Source organism: Spiroplasma gladiatoris, from assembly GCF_004379335.1.
GTDB lineage: Bacteria > Bacillota_I > Bacilli_A > Mycoplasmatales > Mycoplasmataceae > Spiroplasma_A > Spiroplasma_A gladiatoris.
Map to the genome: position 1 here is coordinate 426,165 of NZ_CP038013.1, position 16,670 is coordinate 442,834.

The 16,670-nt window shown below is 23.0% G+C and carries 21 protein-coding genes; 12 read left to right on the forward strand and 9 right to left on the reverse strand.

The annotated features are described in order from the left end of the window. Positions 1–2: 2 nt before the first annotated feature. From infB to SGLAD_RS02020, 5 genes are all read left to right on the forward strand, one after another. A complete protein-coding gene (gene infB, locus SGLAD_RS02000; protein ID WP_134297372.1) occupies positions 3–1,877 on the forward strand; it encodes a translation initiation factor IF-2 in 1,875 nt (624 codons plus the stop codon). Between the two features lies 1 nt (position 1,878). Further along, positions 1,879–2,226, forward strand: coding sequence for a 30S ribosome-binding factor RbfA (rbfA, locus tag SGLAD_RS02005; RefSeq protein ID WP_134297373.1), 348 nt, complete (start codon positions 1,879–1,881; stop codon positions 2,224–2,226). Positions 2,227–2,322: 96 nt separating this feature from the next. After that, the gene (locus SGLAD_RS02010; RefSeq protein WP_134297374.1) at positions 2,323–2,796 is read left to right on the forward strand and encodes a helix-turn-helix domain-containing protein; all 474 of its coding nucleotides are present in this window, start codon (positions 2,323–2,325) and stop codon (positions 2,794–2,796) included. A 94-nt stretch (positions 2,797–2,890) separates the two neighbouring features. Continuing rightward, the gene (locus SGLAD_RS02015; RefSeq protein ID WP_134297375.1) at positions 2,891–3,178 is read left to right on the forward strand and encodes a DDE-type integrase/transposase/recombinase; all 288 of its coding nucleotides are present in this window, start codon (positions 2,891–2,893) and stop codon (positions 3,176–3,178) included. An 82-nt stretch (positions 3,179–3,260) separates the two neighbouring features. Continuing rightward, complete coding sequence (locus tag SGLAD_RS02020; protein ID WP_279585906.1) at positions 3,261–3,485, forward strand: IS3 family transposase; 225 nt, start codon at positions 3,261–3,263, stop codon at positions 3,483–3,485. Positions 3,486–3,559: 74 nt separating this feature from the next. On the opposite strand, the gene SGLAD_RS02025 is transcribed toward SGLAD_RS02020, so the two are convergent. Further along, positions 3,560–4,258, reverse strand: a complete 699-nt coding sequence (locus SGLAD_RS02025; protein WP_134297377.1) for an ECF transporter S component — start codon at positions 4,256–4,258, stop codon at positions 3,560–3,562. 96 nt (positions 4,259–4,354) lie between these two features. On the opposite strand from SGLAD_RS02025, the gene SGLAD_RS02030 reads away from it, so the two are divergent. Genes SGLAD_RS02030 through SGLAD_RS02040 form a run of 3 tightly spaced genes read left to right on the forward strand, consistent with a single transcriptional unit; the run spans position 4,355 to position 7,643 of the window. After that, complete coding sequence (locus tag SGLAD_RS02030; protein WP_134297378.1) at positions 4,355–5,068, forward strand: RsmE family RNA methyltransferase; 714 nt, start codon at positions 4,355–4,357, stop codon at positions 5,066–5,068. 38 nt (positions 5,069–5,106) lie between these two features. Further along, positions 5,107–6,306, forward strand: a complete 1,200-nt coding sequence (locus SGLAD_RS02035) for a hypothetical protein (RefSeq protein ID WP_134297379.1) — start codon at positions 5,107–5,109, stop codon at positions 6,304–6,306. 2 nt (positions 6,307–6,308) lie between these two features. Beyond that, a complete protein-coding gene (locus SGLAD_RS02040; protein ID WP_134297380.1) occupies positions 6,309–7,643 on the forward strand; it encodes a hypothetical protein in 1,335 nt (444 codons plus the stop codon). Here SGLAD_RS02040 and SGLAD_RS02045 read toward each other — a convergent pair. From SGLAD_RS02045 to SGLAD_RS02055, 3 genes are read right to left on the reverse strand one after another with little or no spacing between them, the layout of a single operon-like run. Next, a complete protein-coding gene (locus SGLAD_RS02045) occupies positions 7,640–7,957 on the reverse strand; it encodes an IS3 family transposase (protein WP_134297381.1) in 318 nt (105 codons plus the stop codon). The genes SGLAD_RS02040 and SGLAD_RS02045 overlap by 4 nt on opposite strands. Beyond that, entirely contained in the window at positions 7,951–8,670 is a 720-nt protein-coding gene (locus tag SGLAD_RS02050; protein ID WP_134297382.1) for a DDE-type integrase/transposase/recombinase, read from the reverse strand. Before SGLAD_RS02050 ends, SGLAD_RS02045 begins: the two co-directional genes overlap by 7 nt. 12 nt (positions 8,671–8,682) lie before the next feature. Next, positions 8,683–8,952 carry a helix-turn-helix domain-containing protein gene (locus tag SGLAD_RS02055; protein WP_134297383.1) on the reverse strand — a complete coding sequence of 90 codons (270 nt, stop codon included), beginning with the start codon at positions 8,950–8,952 and terminating at the stop codon, positions 8,683–8,685. A 499-nt stretch (positions 8,953–9,451) separates the two neighbouring features. Between SGLAD_RS02055 and SGLAD_RS02060 the strand changes: the two genes are divergently transcribed. The 3 genes from SGLAD_RS02060 to SGLAD_RS02070 all read left to right on the forward strand — a co-directional run bounded on the left by SGLAD_RS02060 (position 9,452) and on the right by SGLAD_RS02070 (position 12,614). After that, on the forward strand, positions 9,452–10,585 hold the full coding sequence (locus SGLAD_RS02060) for a hypothetical protein (protein ID WP_134297384.1): 1,134 nt from the start codon (positions 9,452–9,454) through the stop codon (positions 10,583–10,585). Between the two features lie 97 nt (positions 10,586–10,682). Further along, positions 10,683–11,630, forward strand: coding sequence for a hypothetical protein (locus SGLAD_RS02065; RefSeq protein ID WP_134297385.1), 948 nt, complete (start codon positions 10,683–10,685; stop codon positions 11,628–11,630). 30 nt (positions 11,631–11,660) lie between these two features. Next, on the forward strand, positions 11,661–12,614 hold the full coding sequence (locus SGLAD_RS02070; RefSeq protein ID WP_134297386.1) for a hypothetical protein: 954 nt from the start codon (positions 11,661–11,663) through the stop codon (positions 12,612–12,614). 176 nt (positions 12,615–12,790) lie between these two features. Here the strand turns inward: SGLAD_RS02070 and SGLAD_RS02075 are convergent, their stop codons facing one another. The 5 genes from SGLAD_RS02075 to SGLAD_RS05400 form a co-directional block, all read right to left on the reverse strand. Continuing rightward, on the reverse strand, positions 12,791–13,006 hold the full coding sequence (locus SGLAD_RS02075; protein ID WP_134297387.1) for an IS3 family transposase: 216 nt from the start codon (positions 13,004–13,006) through the stop codon (positions 12,791–12,793). A 243-nt stretch (positions 13,007–13,249) separates the two neighbouring features. Continuing rightward, positions 13,250–13,390: a hypothetical protein gene (locus SGLAD_RS05305; RefSeq protein ID WP_166739155.1), complete on the reverse strand. Its 141-nt coding sequence runs from the start codon at positions 13,388–13,390 to the stop codon at positions 13,250–13,252. Further along, positions 13,383–13,766: an IS3 family transposase gene (locus tag SGLAD_RS02080; RefSeq protein WP_134297388.1), complete on the reverse strand. Its 384-nt coding sequence runs from the start codon at positions 13,764–13,766 to the stop codon at positions 13,383–13,385. Before SGLAD_RS02080 ends, SGLAD_RS05305 begins: the two co-directional genes overlap by 8 nt. Further along, on the reverse strand, positions 13,697–14,047 hold the full coding sequence (locus SGLAD_RS02085) for a hypothetical protein (protein ID WP_134297389.1): 351 nt from the start codon (positions 14,045–14,047) through the stop codon (positions 13,697–13,699). Before SGLAD_RS02085 ends, SGLAD_RS02080 begins: the two co-directional genes overlap by 70 nt. 97 nt (positions 14,048–14,144) lie before the next feature. Next, positions 14,145–16,085 carry an ABC transporter ATP-binding protein gene (locus SGLAD_RS05400; RefSeq protein ID WP_134297390.1) on the reverse strand — a complete coding sequence of 647 codons (1,941 nt, stop codon included), beginning with the start codon at positions 16,083–16,085 and terminating at the stop codon, positions 14,145–14,147. Between the two features lie 118 nt (positions 16,086–16,203). Between SGLAD_RS05400 and SGLAD_RS02095 the strand changes: the two genes are divergently transcribed. Then, positions 16,204–16,653, forward strand: coding sequence for a MarR family transcriptional regulator (locus SGLAD_RS02095; protein ID WP_134297391.1), 450 nt, complete (start codon positions 16,204–16,206; stop codon positions 16,651–16,653). The last annotated feature ends 17 nt before the right edge of the window (positions 16,654–16,670 follow it).

A 16,670-nucleotide genomic window follows, 5' to 3' on the forward strand; every position in this document is an offset into this window, starting at 1 on the left:
GTATGGCAAAGCAAAATAATAACAAAAATAAACTGTCTAATAATAAACAACAAGCCAAAAACAAATCCAAAGCTCATACAACTAATTTAAAAAATAAATTAAGAGAAACAAAACAAACAGGAGTTATTGATGGAGTATTTATATATACAGAACCATTAACAATCGCTGAATTTGCTTCTAAATTAAATAAAGGACCCGCTGAAATTGTAAAATGATTTTTTACAAATGGAAGTATGGTAACACAAAATCAGTTGTTGACTGAAGAGCAAATGGGAGAGTTATGTCTAGAATTTGGATATGACTTTAAAAAAGAAACAACAGTTACTAAAGAAAATATTTTTGAAACTTTTGATGAAAACGATGATCCAAAGGATTTAACTTTAAGAGCACCTGTTGTTACAATTATGGGACATGTTGATCATGGAAAAACAACTTTACTTGATTCAATAAGAAACACAAATGTAACAGATGGAGAGTTTGGAGGGATAACTCAACATATTGGAGCTTATCAAGTTAATTTAAAAGATAACAAAATAACATTTATTGATACTCCAGGACATGAAGCATTTACAGAAATGAGAGCTAGAGGAAGTGAAGTAACAGATATTGTTATTTTAGTTGTAGCAGCAGATGATGGAGTAATGCCTCAAACAGAAGAAGCAATCGATCACGCCAAAGCAGCAGAAGTTCCGATTGTTGTATTTGTAAATAAAATTGACAAACCAGATTCAGATCCTGAAAAAGTTAAAATGGAGTTAATGAAATTTGGGATTGTAGCAGAAGAATATGGTGGAGATATTCCATTTATTTTGGGAAGTGCAAAAACAAAACAAGGAATCGAAAACTTACTTGAAACATTACTGCTAATTTCAGAATTAAAAGATTTAAAAGCAAATCCTAATAAGTTTGCGAGAGGTACAGTAATTGAAGCACATTTAGATAAAAGTAGAGGACCAATTGCAACAGTTTTGGTTCAAAATGGTACTTTAAATATTAGAGATATTGTTATTGCTGGGGGAACTTTTGGAGCAATAAAAGATATTGAAGATGAACATAAATTAAAAATCAAAAAAGTAGGACCAGGAAAACCTGCACTAATAGTTGGTTTAAATGAAGTTCCTAAAGCTGGTGATAAGTTTATGGCTGTTGCTGAAGAAAAAATGGCAAGAGAAATTGCTGAAGCACAATCAATAAAACAAGCCAATGAAGCTAGACAAAAAACTCAAACATTTACATTAGACTCAATTAAAAATCAAATTGATGCAGGAGAATTAAAATCAATTAATGTTATTTTAAAGGCTGATACACAAGGAACAGTAGAAGCTGTTAGAAATTCAATGTTAAGAATTAATATTGAAGGTGTTAAAATTAATGTTATTCGTGCAACAGTTGGAACAATTAGTGTTTCAGATGTAACTCTTGCTTTAGCGTCAAGTGCTTTAATTTATGGTTTTAACGTGAGACCAAACGCACAAGTTCGCCAAAAAGCAGAAGAAGATGGTGTAGATATACGTTTACATAACATTATTTATAAATTAATCGAAGAAATAGCAGAAGCAGCAACAGGAATGTTAGATCCAGTATATGAAGAAAAATCTCTTGGTGAAGCAGAAGTTCGTCAATTATTTAGACACTCACAAGTTGGAACTATTGCTGGATGTAGAATTGTTTCTGGAACTGTACCAAGAGCAAGCAAAGTTCATATTTTAAGAGATGGAATTGTAATTTATTCTGGAGAAATGTCTTCTTTAAAAAATAAAAAAGATGATATTAAAGAAGCAAGGGAAGGTCAAGAATGTGGAATCACTATTAAAAACTTTAACGATTTAAAAGAAAATGATATAATTGAAGCATATAAGATAGAAGAGGTAAAATAATATGAGTAAAGAAATTAAATTAGAAAGAACTCAATCAACTATTATGAGAGAATTAAATTTAATTTTACAAAGAGAATTTCCTGATGCTGAATTTTTAAACTCTTTATCAGTTCATGAAGTTAGATTAACAAATGACATGAGTGTTGCTAAAGTATTTTATTCTTCAATGGATAGCGAAGCTTCAATTGAAGATATAAAAGAAGAGATAAAAGAATACTCAAAAGAAATAAGAATGATTTTAGCAAGTAAAGTGGAAATGAGAAGTGTTCCTGAATTAAAATTTGAACATGATAACTCATTAGAAAAAGCTAATAAAATCGAAAAAATATTAAAAGAAATAAAAGAATAAATATAAAATACCACTTTATTTGAACATCTAAAATAAAATTGACAGTAAAAAAGTACTTTTATTGTTAAAATTTTATTGAAAGGTGTTCTTTTTAATATGGCAAAACAATGATCAAAACATGAAAAAATTAACATAGTTAATGAGGCAAAAGAAGCTGGAATAATTAATACTGCAGTGAAATTCAATTTAAGCACCAGTACTATTAAGAGATGAAAACATGAAATAAGAACTAAAGGTGAAGGTGCTTTAGAATGAGGTAATGGAGTTCAAGCTAAAAGTAATATTAAGAAATTCAAATCTCACGATTGGTTATTTAAAGATCCTGATGATATGAGTTTAGAAGAATTGAGAGAAGCGTTAAAATTAGAGTGCGCTTTAAAAAAGCATTTGGCGAAGACTGTTAAGGAAAAGTACTTCGCCATTTTTAATACAAAAAAGTCTTTTTCATTAAAAATAGTTTGTAAATACTTAGGAGTATCAAGATATGGTTATTTAAAATGATTAAAAACAGGTAAACCTAAATACAAAAACTATGATAAAAAAATTTCTAACAAAATTATATATATATAATCTTTTTAAAAAACGTTATGGCTACAATATGATTACACTCATGTTAAATAAGTATTTTAAAATGAACTTAAAACCTTGGGTTGTATACAGATATATGAAAATATTAGGCATTAAGACAGTTAAAAAGAAAAGAGTACCCGATTATGATAAATCAGGTCCGTTAAGATTTAAAAATATTCTAAACAGAAATTTTAAAGCAAAAAACTTAAATGAAAAATGAGTTACAGATGTTACTTACATTAAAACAAGTTCAGGGATAGTTTATTTATCTGTCATTAAAGACTTATACAATTCAGAAATAGTAGATTGAAAACTTTCTAAAAGACCTGATAATGAACTTTGCCATACAAATTTAAAATCTGCAATCACAAAAAAAAGGTAAACCAAAACTTATTCAATCTAATCAAGGTTCGCCATACACAAACGAAACTTGAAAATATTTATGTGATTCTAATAATATAAAGATTTATATGTCGAGAGGAGGCAATTCTCCTGATAACGGTGCATGTGAATCGTTTTTTGGAACTTTAAAAAACGAGTGTATTTATACTTATAAAGTAAATGAGCTAAATTATTCTAATATATATAATGTAATTTCTGATTATATTGAGTTTTATAATTACATAAGACCTTCATTAAAGTATAAAAAAACTCCATACGAAATTCGTATGGAGAAAGTATCTTTTTAATGTCAATTTTAATTGACAAATTCATATTAAGTGATTTTTTATTAAAAAAATATTTATGAAATAAGCATAAATATTTAGTGTCTTACTTTGGATACAATTAATTGGATTCTGTATGTTAACGATACAAATAATATAATAGCGAATAAGTCAAAAATCATAAGACTAATTCATGAATTCATAAAGCTTACAAATCCAAAGTTTTTATCTTCTAATTCAATCAACGATCTAAAATAAGTCATTGTTGCACTTGCAAATGGTTGAACTACCATAATAATTACACCACTTATAAATGAATAAAAGATTCTATAAGATTTGCTTTCTTTATCATAGATGTTAAATATTTTATAAAATAATAGTCAAAATAAAAATACTCACAACATAAGTCCCATACTAGATGTAAATCTAAACAAGGGACTCATCCCATAAATAATAAATTGTAAAAGTCCATCCAACAAACCAATAATCATACCCCAGTATAAACCGACTACTTGAAAGCTTATAGCAATAACAAAATATTTTAAAGTAAATCCAACATTGACACCGGTGATGCCAAAAGGAATTACTACATTTATTAAACTAACAGCCGTAGACATACTTAGTAACAAACTGACAAGGGTTATGTTAAGCGTTTCGCTTTTTATTTTTGCATGTCTGTTTGTTTTGGATAGTTTGCTGATTTCATAATCAATATCTTTATCTTCAATTTGTAAATTATTAATTTCTTGAACTTGTAATTGTTGATTTTGATTTGATTTTCTATCAGTTTTTTTCAATTTTTTTCTCCAATCTTTTTAACAAGCTGGAACCCAATTAATTGTATTAATATTTGACTATATTATTATATAATATTTTTATATACGGAGAATAAAATGTTCAGTTTTTTTGTCAATGAATTATCAATGCAAAACAAATTTATTATAGAAAATAAAGATTTTCACCATATTGTTAATGTAATTAAATTAAAAATTGGTGAAAAGATTTTTTGTATTTATAACAATAAAAAATATTTATGCTCCATTGAAACTATAGAAAAAAACTATATTATTGCAAATATAATTAATGAAGTTTTGCATAATAATCAACAAATTAAAATAAATCTTATTGTAGGATTGATTAGAGAACAAAAATGAGACTATATTTTACAAAAATCTACAGAGTTAGGTGTAGATAAAATTATACCTGTTGAATTTAAAAGAAACGTTGTAACAATAGATCAAAGAAAATTACAAAATAAAATCACTAGATGAAATGAGATTTGTTTATCTGCTGCAAAACAATCTAAAAGAGTTTCAATACCAAAAGTTTGTGAAGTTGTTAAAAATTTAGATGAACTAAAAAATTATTTAGGCGAATTAAATTTAGTTGCATATGAAAATAATAAAGATATGTCTTTAAAAGAATATTTAAAAAGTGAGTTTAATACAATATCAATTGTTATAGGACCAGAAGGTGGTTTTGAAACAAAAGAAATATCTCAACTAAAAAAACTTGGATTTAATATTATTGGATTAGGTCAAAATATTTTAAGAGCAGAAACCGCTTGTTTATATTTTGTTAGTACAATCATATATGAAAAAACTTAAACTTAACAATGGTATAATAATAAGAATAGGAGGAATCTATGTTTGAAAAAAATGACTCAAAGTTATTAACTAGTGAAATAAAACTAATTAATGAACAATTAAATGCTGTTAAAATAAATCCTAGTTTAAAAAGTTTTATTGATAAAAATATTTTTTTTATAAAAAATAATTTAACTAATCTAGTAAAAATAAAAAAAATTGGTAGTTATGCTATTGATAATGTTTATAATTTTGATGAACCTCTTGTAGTTGATTTATTAGGATTAAAGTATGTTAATAAAGAAATGTATAAAACATATTTAAAAGAAGTTGATACTAAAGAACACTTTGATGATTGTTGAATTTGTGAGTTAAATGAAGAAATTTTTTTAAACTTAAAAAAAAATTATAGAGAAGATAATAATATAATTGTAGAATGAAATACAAAAAAATATTTTTACGGTACTGACTTAAGAAAAGATTTTTTTATACATAATGATTCTATAAAAATTAATTTTTTTAAAAATAAAAAATTAATTTTTATTATTCTTATAAGAACAGCTTTAATTCATAGTGAATATCCAGTTTTATTGTGTATGAAAAATATGTATTTTAAATCTAATGCGCTTGAGTTTATTAAAACTTATAAAACTTTAAATAAACTTACTTTAAAGAAATTAGAAATATTATTTTTTTATATAAGACTAAATTTTAGAAAAGATTATGATGAGCAGCAAAGATTAATGATGAAAATTTTAATAATGAGTGATCTACAGTTACAATTATTTAAAAATAATTATTTCAAAAAGTGAATATCTACTGTTTATTACTTTTTATTTAATAACGATAAAGTTGTAAATGAACTTTTTGAAACTAATAAAATTTATTATAAAAAAAATAAAAAAATAAGTAATCTATATAATTCTTTTAAGTTGAATAATTTAACATGAGTTTTTCACAAAACTTTTATTAGTACTAAAGATTTTCTAGATAAATATTTATATGAAGTTGAAGATTGAATAAAACAAAAAAAATATAAAATTGAACCCATTTATTTTTGATATGACTCAAACCCATATATTCAAAATACTTCTCATACATCAAGTTTCACTTTAAAAAAAGAAAATAAATTATATGATAATTTAGAAATAAAATTTTATTCAAAAGAAATTTATCCTAGTGATAAAAGTATCGGTATTTTTTTAGTTTGATTAAGCTTTTATAAATTTGAAATTTTACCAATAAGAGAAGAGGGATAATTATGGCAAAACCAAATTTGATAAAACAGTTTAATACTGCAACAAATCAAAATATTATTTTGGATAAAGATTTAAATAAAGTAATTAAAAACTCTTATGAACTTTTTTTGGAACTATTTAAAAATAGTAATTTAGATGTAAAAAAATTAGGGGATTTTAAATATAAAAGTTTTTTTTCTAACACAAAAGAAATTAATTTAGATTTATCTATAATTAAATATTTTCCAAATCAATACTATAAATTTATTGACTTTAATAATATTGTTTTAGATATTTTTAAAAACTTGCCAGAAAGATATGTTATTAAAAAAAATAATAACTACATAGCTGTTCTTGAAAACTTTAAAGGATATAATATAAATTATAGATTTATTTTATTTTTTAGAAAAAAAACAAAAGATTTAATTGTTGACTATGTAAATCGAAACAGTATTGTACAAGAAGACTTTGCTTTAAAAATATCAGAATCATTGTGCATCGCTAATAAAATAAGCAATGGAACATTGTTTAATATAAAAAAAATCTTAAATTATATTTTAAAAAATCATTTTGAATATAGTTATAATTTAGATTATTTATTGATTACATGATTTTATGAGTATGTTGCAAGAAGTTTGAATGATTTTATAGATCAAAGATTTAATTTTAAAAACAAAGAATTAGATTTAAATAATTTTAGAAAAATTAAAAATCTAAAACTATGGTTTAAAGAACATGTTAATATAAATAAATTATTCTATTATATTTTTTCTAAAGTGGACAGTTGAAATAGTTACTATTTTAATGAATTAGGTTATGAAAAAATAGAAATATTTACAGATATTTCTAGATATTCTTTAAATACAAACTCTACTTTTAATAATCCAAGCTCTTTTTTTTCTGAAATTAAAATATATGATTTACAAAATCACTCTGACTTAGTTAATATTCAAAATAATATTAGTATGGAAAATGGTGTTTCAAAAATAGCTTATGATAAAGCAAGAGCAGAAGAAAAAAGATACTTTGTTTCACCATTTATTTGCACAGGTACATCAAATTTTGCAATGTTACAAAAATGATTCACTTTACTAAGTACTAAATTATATGCAAAACTACCTTCGAAACTAAAAGAAGAAATAAAATCTTTAAAACAAAGAGAAGCTATGGAAGAATTAAATATAATTGCACATAATTGATTATCAAGTTATTTAAAAAAAATCAAATATTTAACACCATACTTTGATAGAAAGTATCCTTTAGCTTATGAAAGTGATTTAAAAACTTTGATCAGATTAATTGTAACTATGGTAGATAAAACTAAAGACGAAGATTGAATAATGGAAAATGATAATTAAAAAACAGAAATATAAATATTTAAATATACTTTTTCAAGTATACAAAATGTTTTTTTATAAGAATACTTCAAAATTATTTGAAGTATTTTTTTATGTGGAATAAAACCGATATAAACATATGCCGGAGGTCCATTATGTTTAATCATTATTCTTGTATAGTTATAAAACTCTACATAATTATTTATTACCTTTTTTAGATTGATAAAACTATTTTGTTTTAATTTAGTTTTTCATTCTTCCTTTAATGAAGAGAAAAAAGTTTCACACATTGCATTATCAATAGAGTTACCAGGTCTAGATAATGATATTATCATGTTATTTTTTTAGCATATCGTCTCGCAAATACAGATGTGTACTGAATTCCATTATCAGAATGAATAATTAGTTTTTTAGATATATCTTTTCTATGTAGCGAAGCTTTTTCCAGTGATTTTTTATAAATATCTATATCGTTTTTTAAAGATACTTCATTACCGACTATAAGCCCAGTATTTGCATCTTTTATAACACTTAAATATGCAAACTTTTTGTTAAACGGTATATAAGTAACATCTGTAACTCATAACTCATTTTTTGAGTATAAAGATCAATTTCTATTAACATTATTAGGACCGTGTGTTATTTTTTTAACTTCTTTAGGCTTTCTATTCATTTTTTTAATTCTTATAACTGAATATAATTTAAATATTTTCATAATTCTAGCTATCTTAGTTTGACTTGCAACAATGCCGCTATTATTTAAAACTGTTTTTTTGCTTGGCGCCCCATAAATTCCATTATTTTTCATAAAAATCTCTTTTATTTTAGAAGCTAAATTCATATCTACTTTTAAGTTAAATTCTGGCTTATTTTTTTTACATCAGCGATAGTAACTAGCTCTGGTTATATTTAATAATTTACATAAAGAAAAAATTGTATATTTATTTTTATATTTATCTATTTTTTTGTAATAATTAATTATTCTTTTTCTGAAACCTCCATTAGTTCATTGAACTTTTTTAAAACCTCATTCTCCATTTCTAATCATCTTAGTTTTTTGTTAAGTTCAGCGATTTTTTTTATCTTTTGGAACTTTTGAATTAGTTATAATTTTTGCGTTATGTTTGTTGTGTTTTCCTGTTTTTGAAATAAGTGATTCATCACCATAAACTTCTCAATCTAAACACATTCTTCTAACTGTTGAATATGATATGTTGTAAGTTTTTGATAAATCTCTAAAAGATAAATTTTGCTTAAAGTACTTATTTATTAATTCTTTTTTAGTATCAAAATCTAGAATATTTGACTTGTTTCCTTTTAAATTTACCATATAAAAAATTCTCCTTGTATAATTTTTTGTTTTTTTAACATAATGTATACTTAGAGAATTATATTTAAAAATGTGGACTAAAAGCTTTTAATTATGAAAACACTTGATAAACTATAAATAATTTAAAAAATAAAAAAAAATTGATAACAAAGATTATAAATTATAAATTATAAATTTGAATTTAATTAAAGATAAAATTTTATAATTAAAAAATCCTAACATAACTCAAAAAAAGCAAATCCAACTTAAGTAAAATTTTTGCAAAAGATATTAAAATTTAATTTAATTAAAATTATTAAAATTACAATTAAACTATTAAAAATCTAAAGAAAATTTTTAAATTACTTACTTTATTAAAAACACAAATGTAATTATAAACAGATTTACCAAAATTTAATATATATTATTATAACACTTAATTAGATAATTAGTTATTTTTCTAATAAATAATTTTTTAGTTTCATAAATTATAAAATAAATTAAGAATGGAGGAAATAACTTGTTTTTAACAACAATGTTTGCTGCATTATCAATCAGCTTACAGCCAGTTGGTTTGGTTATTTCTAATGTTAATGATTCTAAAAATATTATTAACTCAATTAATAGAAGTGATAAAGTAAATTTAAATGATATAAAACTAGATATAATAAGTTTTAATGTTAATAAATTATTAAATTCAGATGGTACTTTTGATAAACAATATTTATTGCAATGTTTATTAGAAGAATTATATGAAGTAAAAGCTACTGATGAAATTAAAAATAATTTAACTGAATTAGTTGACGATTGAACTTTCGAACCAAATAATTGAAAAAATAGTACATTGCCAAATAAACTTCCTATTAAAGGTCAAACTATGGATATTAATTTAGCTATTAAACCTGCTAATGCTAGTATTAATTTTAAAGGAATTTTGAAATTAAAATATAAATTATTTAATGAATTAGAGCTAATTGATATTGGTGATAAGATTAAAAAAACTGATTTAGGGGAATTTGTAGACACTGACAATAATTTAATTAAAAATAGGGTTATCGAATTAAATTCAAAAACCTTAACAAATTATAAAGACAGTATATACGTAGAAAATAGTGATTATGAAAAAGCAACTATTAAATCTACATTATTAAGTGGTTTTGTAATTGTTAAGTTTCAATCTAATTTAAATAAATTTGGTTGACAATTACAATCATCAAGACTTGAGGTAGAAGCTTATAATTCTACACAACAAAAAACAGAAGAAAAAAGTTATACAATGGATGTAAAACTAGGAAAAGAAAAATTCTTAAGTACTTTTAGAAATGCATATATTGATTGAAGCGGCTTTACATATAATAGTTATGATGGAGATAGATGACACAATAACGACAATGAATCTGGAAATGAAAATTACGTTATATATCAAAAGAAAACAATTCCATTAACTAGTTATTCATATCAAATTGAAGTAATGAATAGATTATATTCAAATACAAATTGAACTAAAGCATATGGTTATTTAACATTGAATTGAATAAGTGACCATGAATTACAAATTGGTTATAAAATAAATGTGCAAGCTTATGCAACTGCTTGAAACTCAAGATGAGCTAGATCAGCGGCTCAAATGTTTTTAGGAGATCTTAGTTTTTAAACTAAGATTAAAATTCAAAAATAACAATTTATTAAAATTCTTTAGTTTATTTTAATTCATACTAAAGATTTTTTTATTAAAAAACGGAGAAGATATAATGAAAAAATTATTAATAACTATAAATGTTGTATTAATGTCCCCTTTTTGTGCCTTAAATTTAATTGCTTGCGAGCCAAGATCAAATTATCCTAAGCCTAACTATGTAAAATGAGAATTAAACGACACTAAATTCGAGATAATCCAACAAGGTCTTAGCAAAAGTTCTATTGAAATTATAATTGAAACAACTCTAAGAAAAATTGCTAACACTTTAAATAATTACTCACCATCAATTACTAGAGATTATAATGTTAAATTTTTCAATAGTAATAATTTGAATAAAGAAATAATTTATAATGATTTAGACATTATTTATGGCGACACAACAATTATTATCGAAGCAACAAATGATACTGAAGTTTTAAAAGGGCAAAAAACAATAAAAATAGATAAATTAAACATAAAAATACTAAATAATACTCAGTTAATTTCTGGATATAAAATGAATTTTTATGAGGATAAAATAAAAACATTACTTCATAATGAAAATAACAATATTAATCCATTATTAAATGTAGATTATAAGATTATTAATCAAGGATCAAATAAAGAAAGCTTTGAAAGCGGAAGTTTAATTAAAGTGGCTTCTATAGAAACTTCAAAAATGTTATCAGGTGAATTTGAAATTAATGTATTTCCCTATGATTCTGAAGGTGAAAATAGTATTTTTATGGAAGAATATAATTTTGAATACACTAGTCGCTTTAATTTAAATAATGAAGAAAAATATTACAATAATTTAAAAGGTATTTTTGAAAAAGAAATTTTTAGTTGATTTGTTTTCAAAGAAAATATAGATTTATCATATAGATTTGAATATAGAAGTGCTAGTGAAAGTAATCCAGATCTTAAAGTTATTACAGGTGTTTTTGTAAAAATACTAGATACATCAACATACATTAAACACTCGCAAAATGAATTGAAATTGAAAATAAAATATTATTAATTCTCATTTTTAAAAAAGGAGGTTGAGTAAATGAAAAAGTTATTATTTTTTATAAATAGTATTTGAATATCTTTTTTTAGTGTTTCAAGTTTATCAGGATGTTTTCCAAACAATTATAATCAAAGTGAAACGAAAAAAAAATGAGATATTAATGAAACTAGTATTCAAAAAATTAAACAAGGTTTAAAAAAACAAGAAATTGAAAAACTAATTACAAATAGTTTAAATGATGCTGTATGATCATTTAATAATTATTTAGTAAATATTAATACAGATTTTTATATTCAATTTTTTAATAGTAATAATTTAAATAAAGAAATTATTTATAAAGATTTGGACATTATTTATGGACAAACAACAATTATAGTTAAAGCAAGTGAATCTAGCAAATTTTTAACAAGTCAAAAAAATATATATATTGATAAAATTGATATTTCAAAGTTTAACAAAATGAATACAGAAGCTGGTTATAAAATTGATTTTTATTTAAAAAAAATTAAGGAAATAATTGAACTTGAAAATGAAAAAATTATAATTGATTTAAATGCTGATTATAAGATAAATTATTCAGAAAATGATTCTAAAAGTATAAAAATAGGACAAAAAATATTTGTAAATGCAGTTGATAGTTCAAAAGTACTTTATGGAAGTTTTGAATGAAATGTTATAGCATATGACCCTTTGAGATCTGATAGTGTTTTTAAAACAAAAAACGATAGCAATTTTAATTTTACTCTTGAATATGAACCAAAAAATAATGATGAGTTTTTTAAAAATTTAGAAGATTCATTAGAAAAAATATTTTTTAAAGATTTTGTTTTTAAAAATAAAATTGATTTTATATATAGGTACGAAGATAAAGATTGAGATTTTGAGGAAGGTTATAAAATAATTACAGGTATTTTTGTTTTATTTCAAAAAGATTCAGACTATATTAAATATACAGAGGAAGAAATAAAATTACCACTTACTTATTCAGAATAATGTTAATTTTAAAAAATTTTACTGTAACGATTTTGCTTTATCAGCAATAATATTTTCATTAGCAATATTTAGATTTTTAATAACCCCACCTAATTTTATTCATTCAGTTAAAAAATATAATAAAAAAGAGAGAAATAGTTTTTTAAATATACTTTGTAAAGCATACAAAAAGTTTTTTATAAGAATACTTCAAAATTATTTGAAGTATTCTTTTTATTTGTAATAAAAACAATATAAGCATATGCAGGAGGTCCATTATGTTTAATCATTATTCTTATATAGTTATAAAACTCTACATAATTATTTATTACCTTATTTAGATTGATAAAACTATTTTCTTTTAATTTAGTTTTTCATTCTTCTTTTAATGAATAGAAAAAAGTTTCATACATTGCATTTATCAACAGAATTACCAGGTCTAGATAATGATATTATCACGTTATTCTTTTTAGCATATCGTCTCGCAAATACAGATGTATACTGAATTCCATTATCAGAATAAATAATTAGTTTTTTAGATATATCTTTTCTATGTAGCGAAGCTTTTTCCAGTGATTTTTTATAAATATTTATATCGTTTTTTAAAGATACTTCATGACCGACTATAAACCCAATGTTTGCATCTTTTATAACACTTAAATATGCAACTTTTTGTTAAACAGTATATAAGTAATATCTGTAACTCATAACTCATTTTTTGAGTATAAAGATCAATTTCTATTAACATGATTAGGACCGTGTGTTATTTTTTTGACTTCTTTAGGTTTTCTATTCATTTTTTTTAATTCTTATAACTGAATATAATTTAAATATTTTCATAATTCTAGCTATCTTAGTTTGACTTGCAACAATGCCACTATTATTTAAAACTATTTTTATTCTTGGCGCCCCATAAATTCCATTATTTTTAATAAAAATCTCTTTTATTTTAGAAGCTAAATTCATATCTACTTTTAAGTTAAATTCTGGCTTATTTTTTTTACATCATCGATAATAACTAGCTCTGGTTATATTTAATAATTTACATAAAGAAAAAATTGTATATTTATTTTTATATTTATCTATTATTTTGTAATAATTAATTATTCTTTTTCTGAATCCTCCATTAGTTCGTTGAACTTTTTTAAAACCTCATTCTTCATTTCTAATCATTTTAGTTTTTTGTTAAGTTCAGCGATTTTTTTGTCTTTTGGATCTTTTGAATTAGTTCTAATTTTTCTGTTATGTTTGTTGTGTTTTCCTGTTTTTGAAATGAGTGATTCATCACCATAAACTTCTCAATCTAAACACATTCTTCTAACTGTTGAATATGATATATTGTAAGTTTTTGATAAATCTCTAAAAGATAAATTTTGCTTAAAGTACTTATTTATTAATTCTTTTTTAGTATCAAAATCTAGAATATTTAATTTGTTTCCTTTTAAATTTACCATATAAAAAATTCTCCTTGTATAATTTTATGTTTTTTTAACATAATGTATACTTAGAGAATTATATTTAGAAATATAAATATTTCTGTTTTTATTTTATTTAATTAGATAATTCATAAAGTATTTTAAATAAACCATCTTCTTTGATAAGTTTATTATAATTACCACTTTGAACAATTCCTTTATGCGGTTCAATAACAAATATATTATCAAATGATTTTATTGTACTTAATCTATGAGCAATTGAAATTGTAGTACGACCAACCATTAATTTTTCTAATTCTTCTTGTATTTCTTTTTCCACTTTATTGTCTAAAGCACTTGTGGCTTCGTCAAGTATTAATACTTCTGGGTTTTTTAAGATTAATCTTGCTATAACTAATCTTTGTTTTTGTCCCCCAGATAATTGCGATCCTCTTTCGAATAATATAGTTTGATAACCTTCATCTCATCCATTAATCAGATCATGTAGTTTTGCCTTTTTTGCAGCCTCAATTACTTGATTGTCATCGATATCGTTTAGTCCATATTTTATATTATCTAAAATTGTACCGCTTAATATTTGTGGCTCTTGATCAACATAACCAATTTTATCTAATCAAGATTTTAAATTTATATCTTTTAAATTAGTTTTATTATTAATAATCACATCACCTTTAAATGGATCATAAAATCTTAATAATAATTTTGCAATTGTAGATTTACCACTTCCAGTTGGTCCAACAAATGCATATTTTTTACCTCTATTAAAAGTTATATTTATATTATTTAATATTACTTTGTCACTTTCGGGGTAACTAAAACTAAGATTTTCAAATTTAATAGTATCAACTTTATCGCTAAAAATAGTTTTTTTATGTTTATCAATTTTTATTTCTTGATTCAACAGGCGATAAACATTTTTAGAACCATATCTTGCATTTGGAACTTGATTTAATACATTTCTTAAATCTAAAAGGGGAAGTGTCATAACTATAACTCCAGAAGTAAAAGTTGTAATAATACTTATTAAAGTTTGAGAGTTGTCATAATATAGAATAACTCCAAATATAACACTAGCCATTGAAAAACTACCAACCCCACCAATAATTAATCCTGCTGGAATTTCTGATAAAAATAATTTTAATTTATTTTTTTTATCAACAACACTTGCGCTTGTTTTAAAGTTTTGTTTTTCTTCATCGAATGTGCCAATAGACTTTATCAATCTAATGTTATAAATTTTTTCACTCATATTATTATCAAAATCTGTTGTAAGTTTACTAATTTTTTTAGTAGATTTAACAGAAAGAACTGAAAATAAAAACACTAATATCATACATATAATTAATAGCCCAAAAACACATAAAGTAAGTTTTCAATCAACTGTAAACATTATTATCGAAGAAACTGTTACTGTTAGTATTGTTCTTAAATATCCAACAGGAGCATCTTTAACATATAGACCAATAATACTTGTGTCTTTTACTAATGTTGAGATTATCTCACCAGTTTTATTTTCACTAAAATAATGTAAATCTTGATCGATTAAATTTTTAATTAAAACATGTTTTAGATTGGTTTCATAACTTCTTGCAATATATCCGCTTAATAAGTACATAAAATAAGAAAATAGTACAACACCACTAATATTTGATACCATTAAATATAAGAAATTATAAACACTAAAATTAAATCCTAATATAACAATATATAGTTTTTGTCCATCAAATTTAATATAATCATAAAACATTGTGTTAATTAACTTCTCTATTGCTTCATTAGTTGCATAACGACTTAAAAAGTCATTTATTTGTTGCTGGGTTAAACCATATTGCTTTAATAATTCATATAATTGTTCTTTGTTTTGAGCTGAAGCAACAACGGATTTTGATACAAGTAAAGCTGTGATATATTCTACTATTTTAATATTTATAGCAGATAAAATAACACAAACTATTACAAAAATTACTACAATAATTGATAAGTATCATTTTTCTTTTAAAGCTCTACAAACATGACTGGTTAAATTATTGTCAATTTTAAACTCTATTTCTTTCATTAGATCATTCCTTTTTTATTAATTTTTTGTGATAATATTTATTTGAATATTGTTTCAAATAAATTATATTGTTTCATTTAAAACAAGATTAGCATAACATTAGAGTTGGAGAAAGTCAATGAAAAAAGAAATCAAGTTTGATCAGTTTTCAAATTTAATAAAAAATTTTATTGTCGTTACTTTACTTTCAAGACAATTAGAAGAATTTATTGAAAATCAAAACAAAGATATTTATAAAAATGCTTATATTCACTTAATGTTTATAAATTATGTTGAAGGAATAAGTCAAATGGAATTAAGTTTACTAACAGGTACAAATAAATCAACACTAGTAAGAAATATAAATGATTTAGTAAAGAAAGACTATGTATGTAAAAAAACCTCAATCCGAGCAAATGAAAATGAATTATATTTAACAAATAAAGGTTTAGAAATTGTCGATAAAATTAAAAATTGAATTAATGATAGGGAACTTGAAATTGAAAAAAGTACAAAAGATAGTCAAAAAACTAAAGAAAGTGTTTCTGAATATTTGCTAAAAATAATTAATATGTACTCTATATATTAAAAAAATACTTAGTTTAT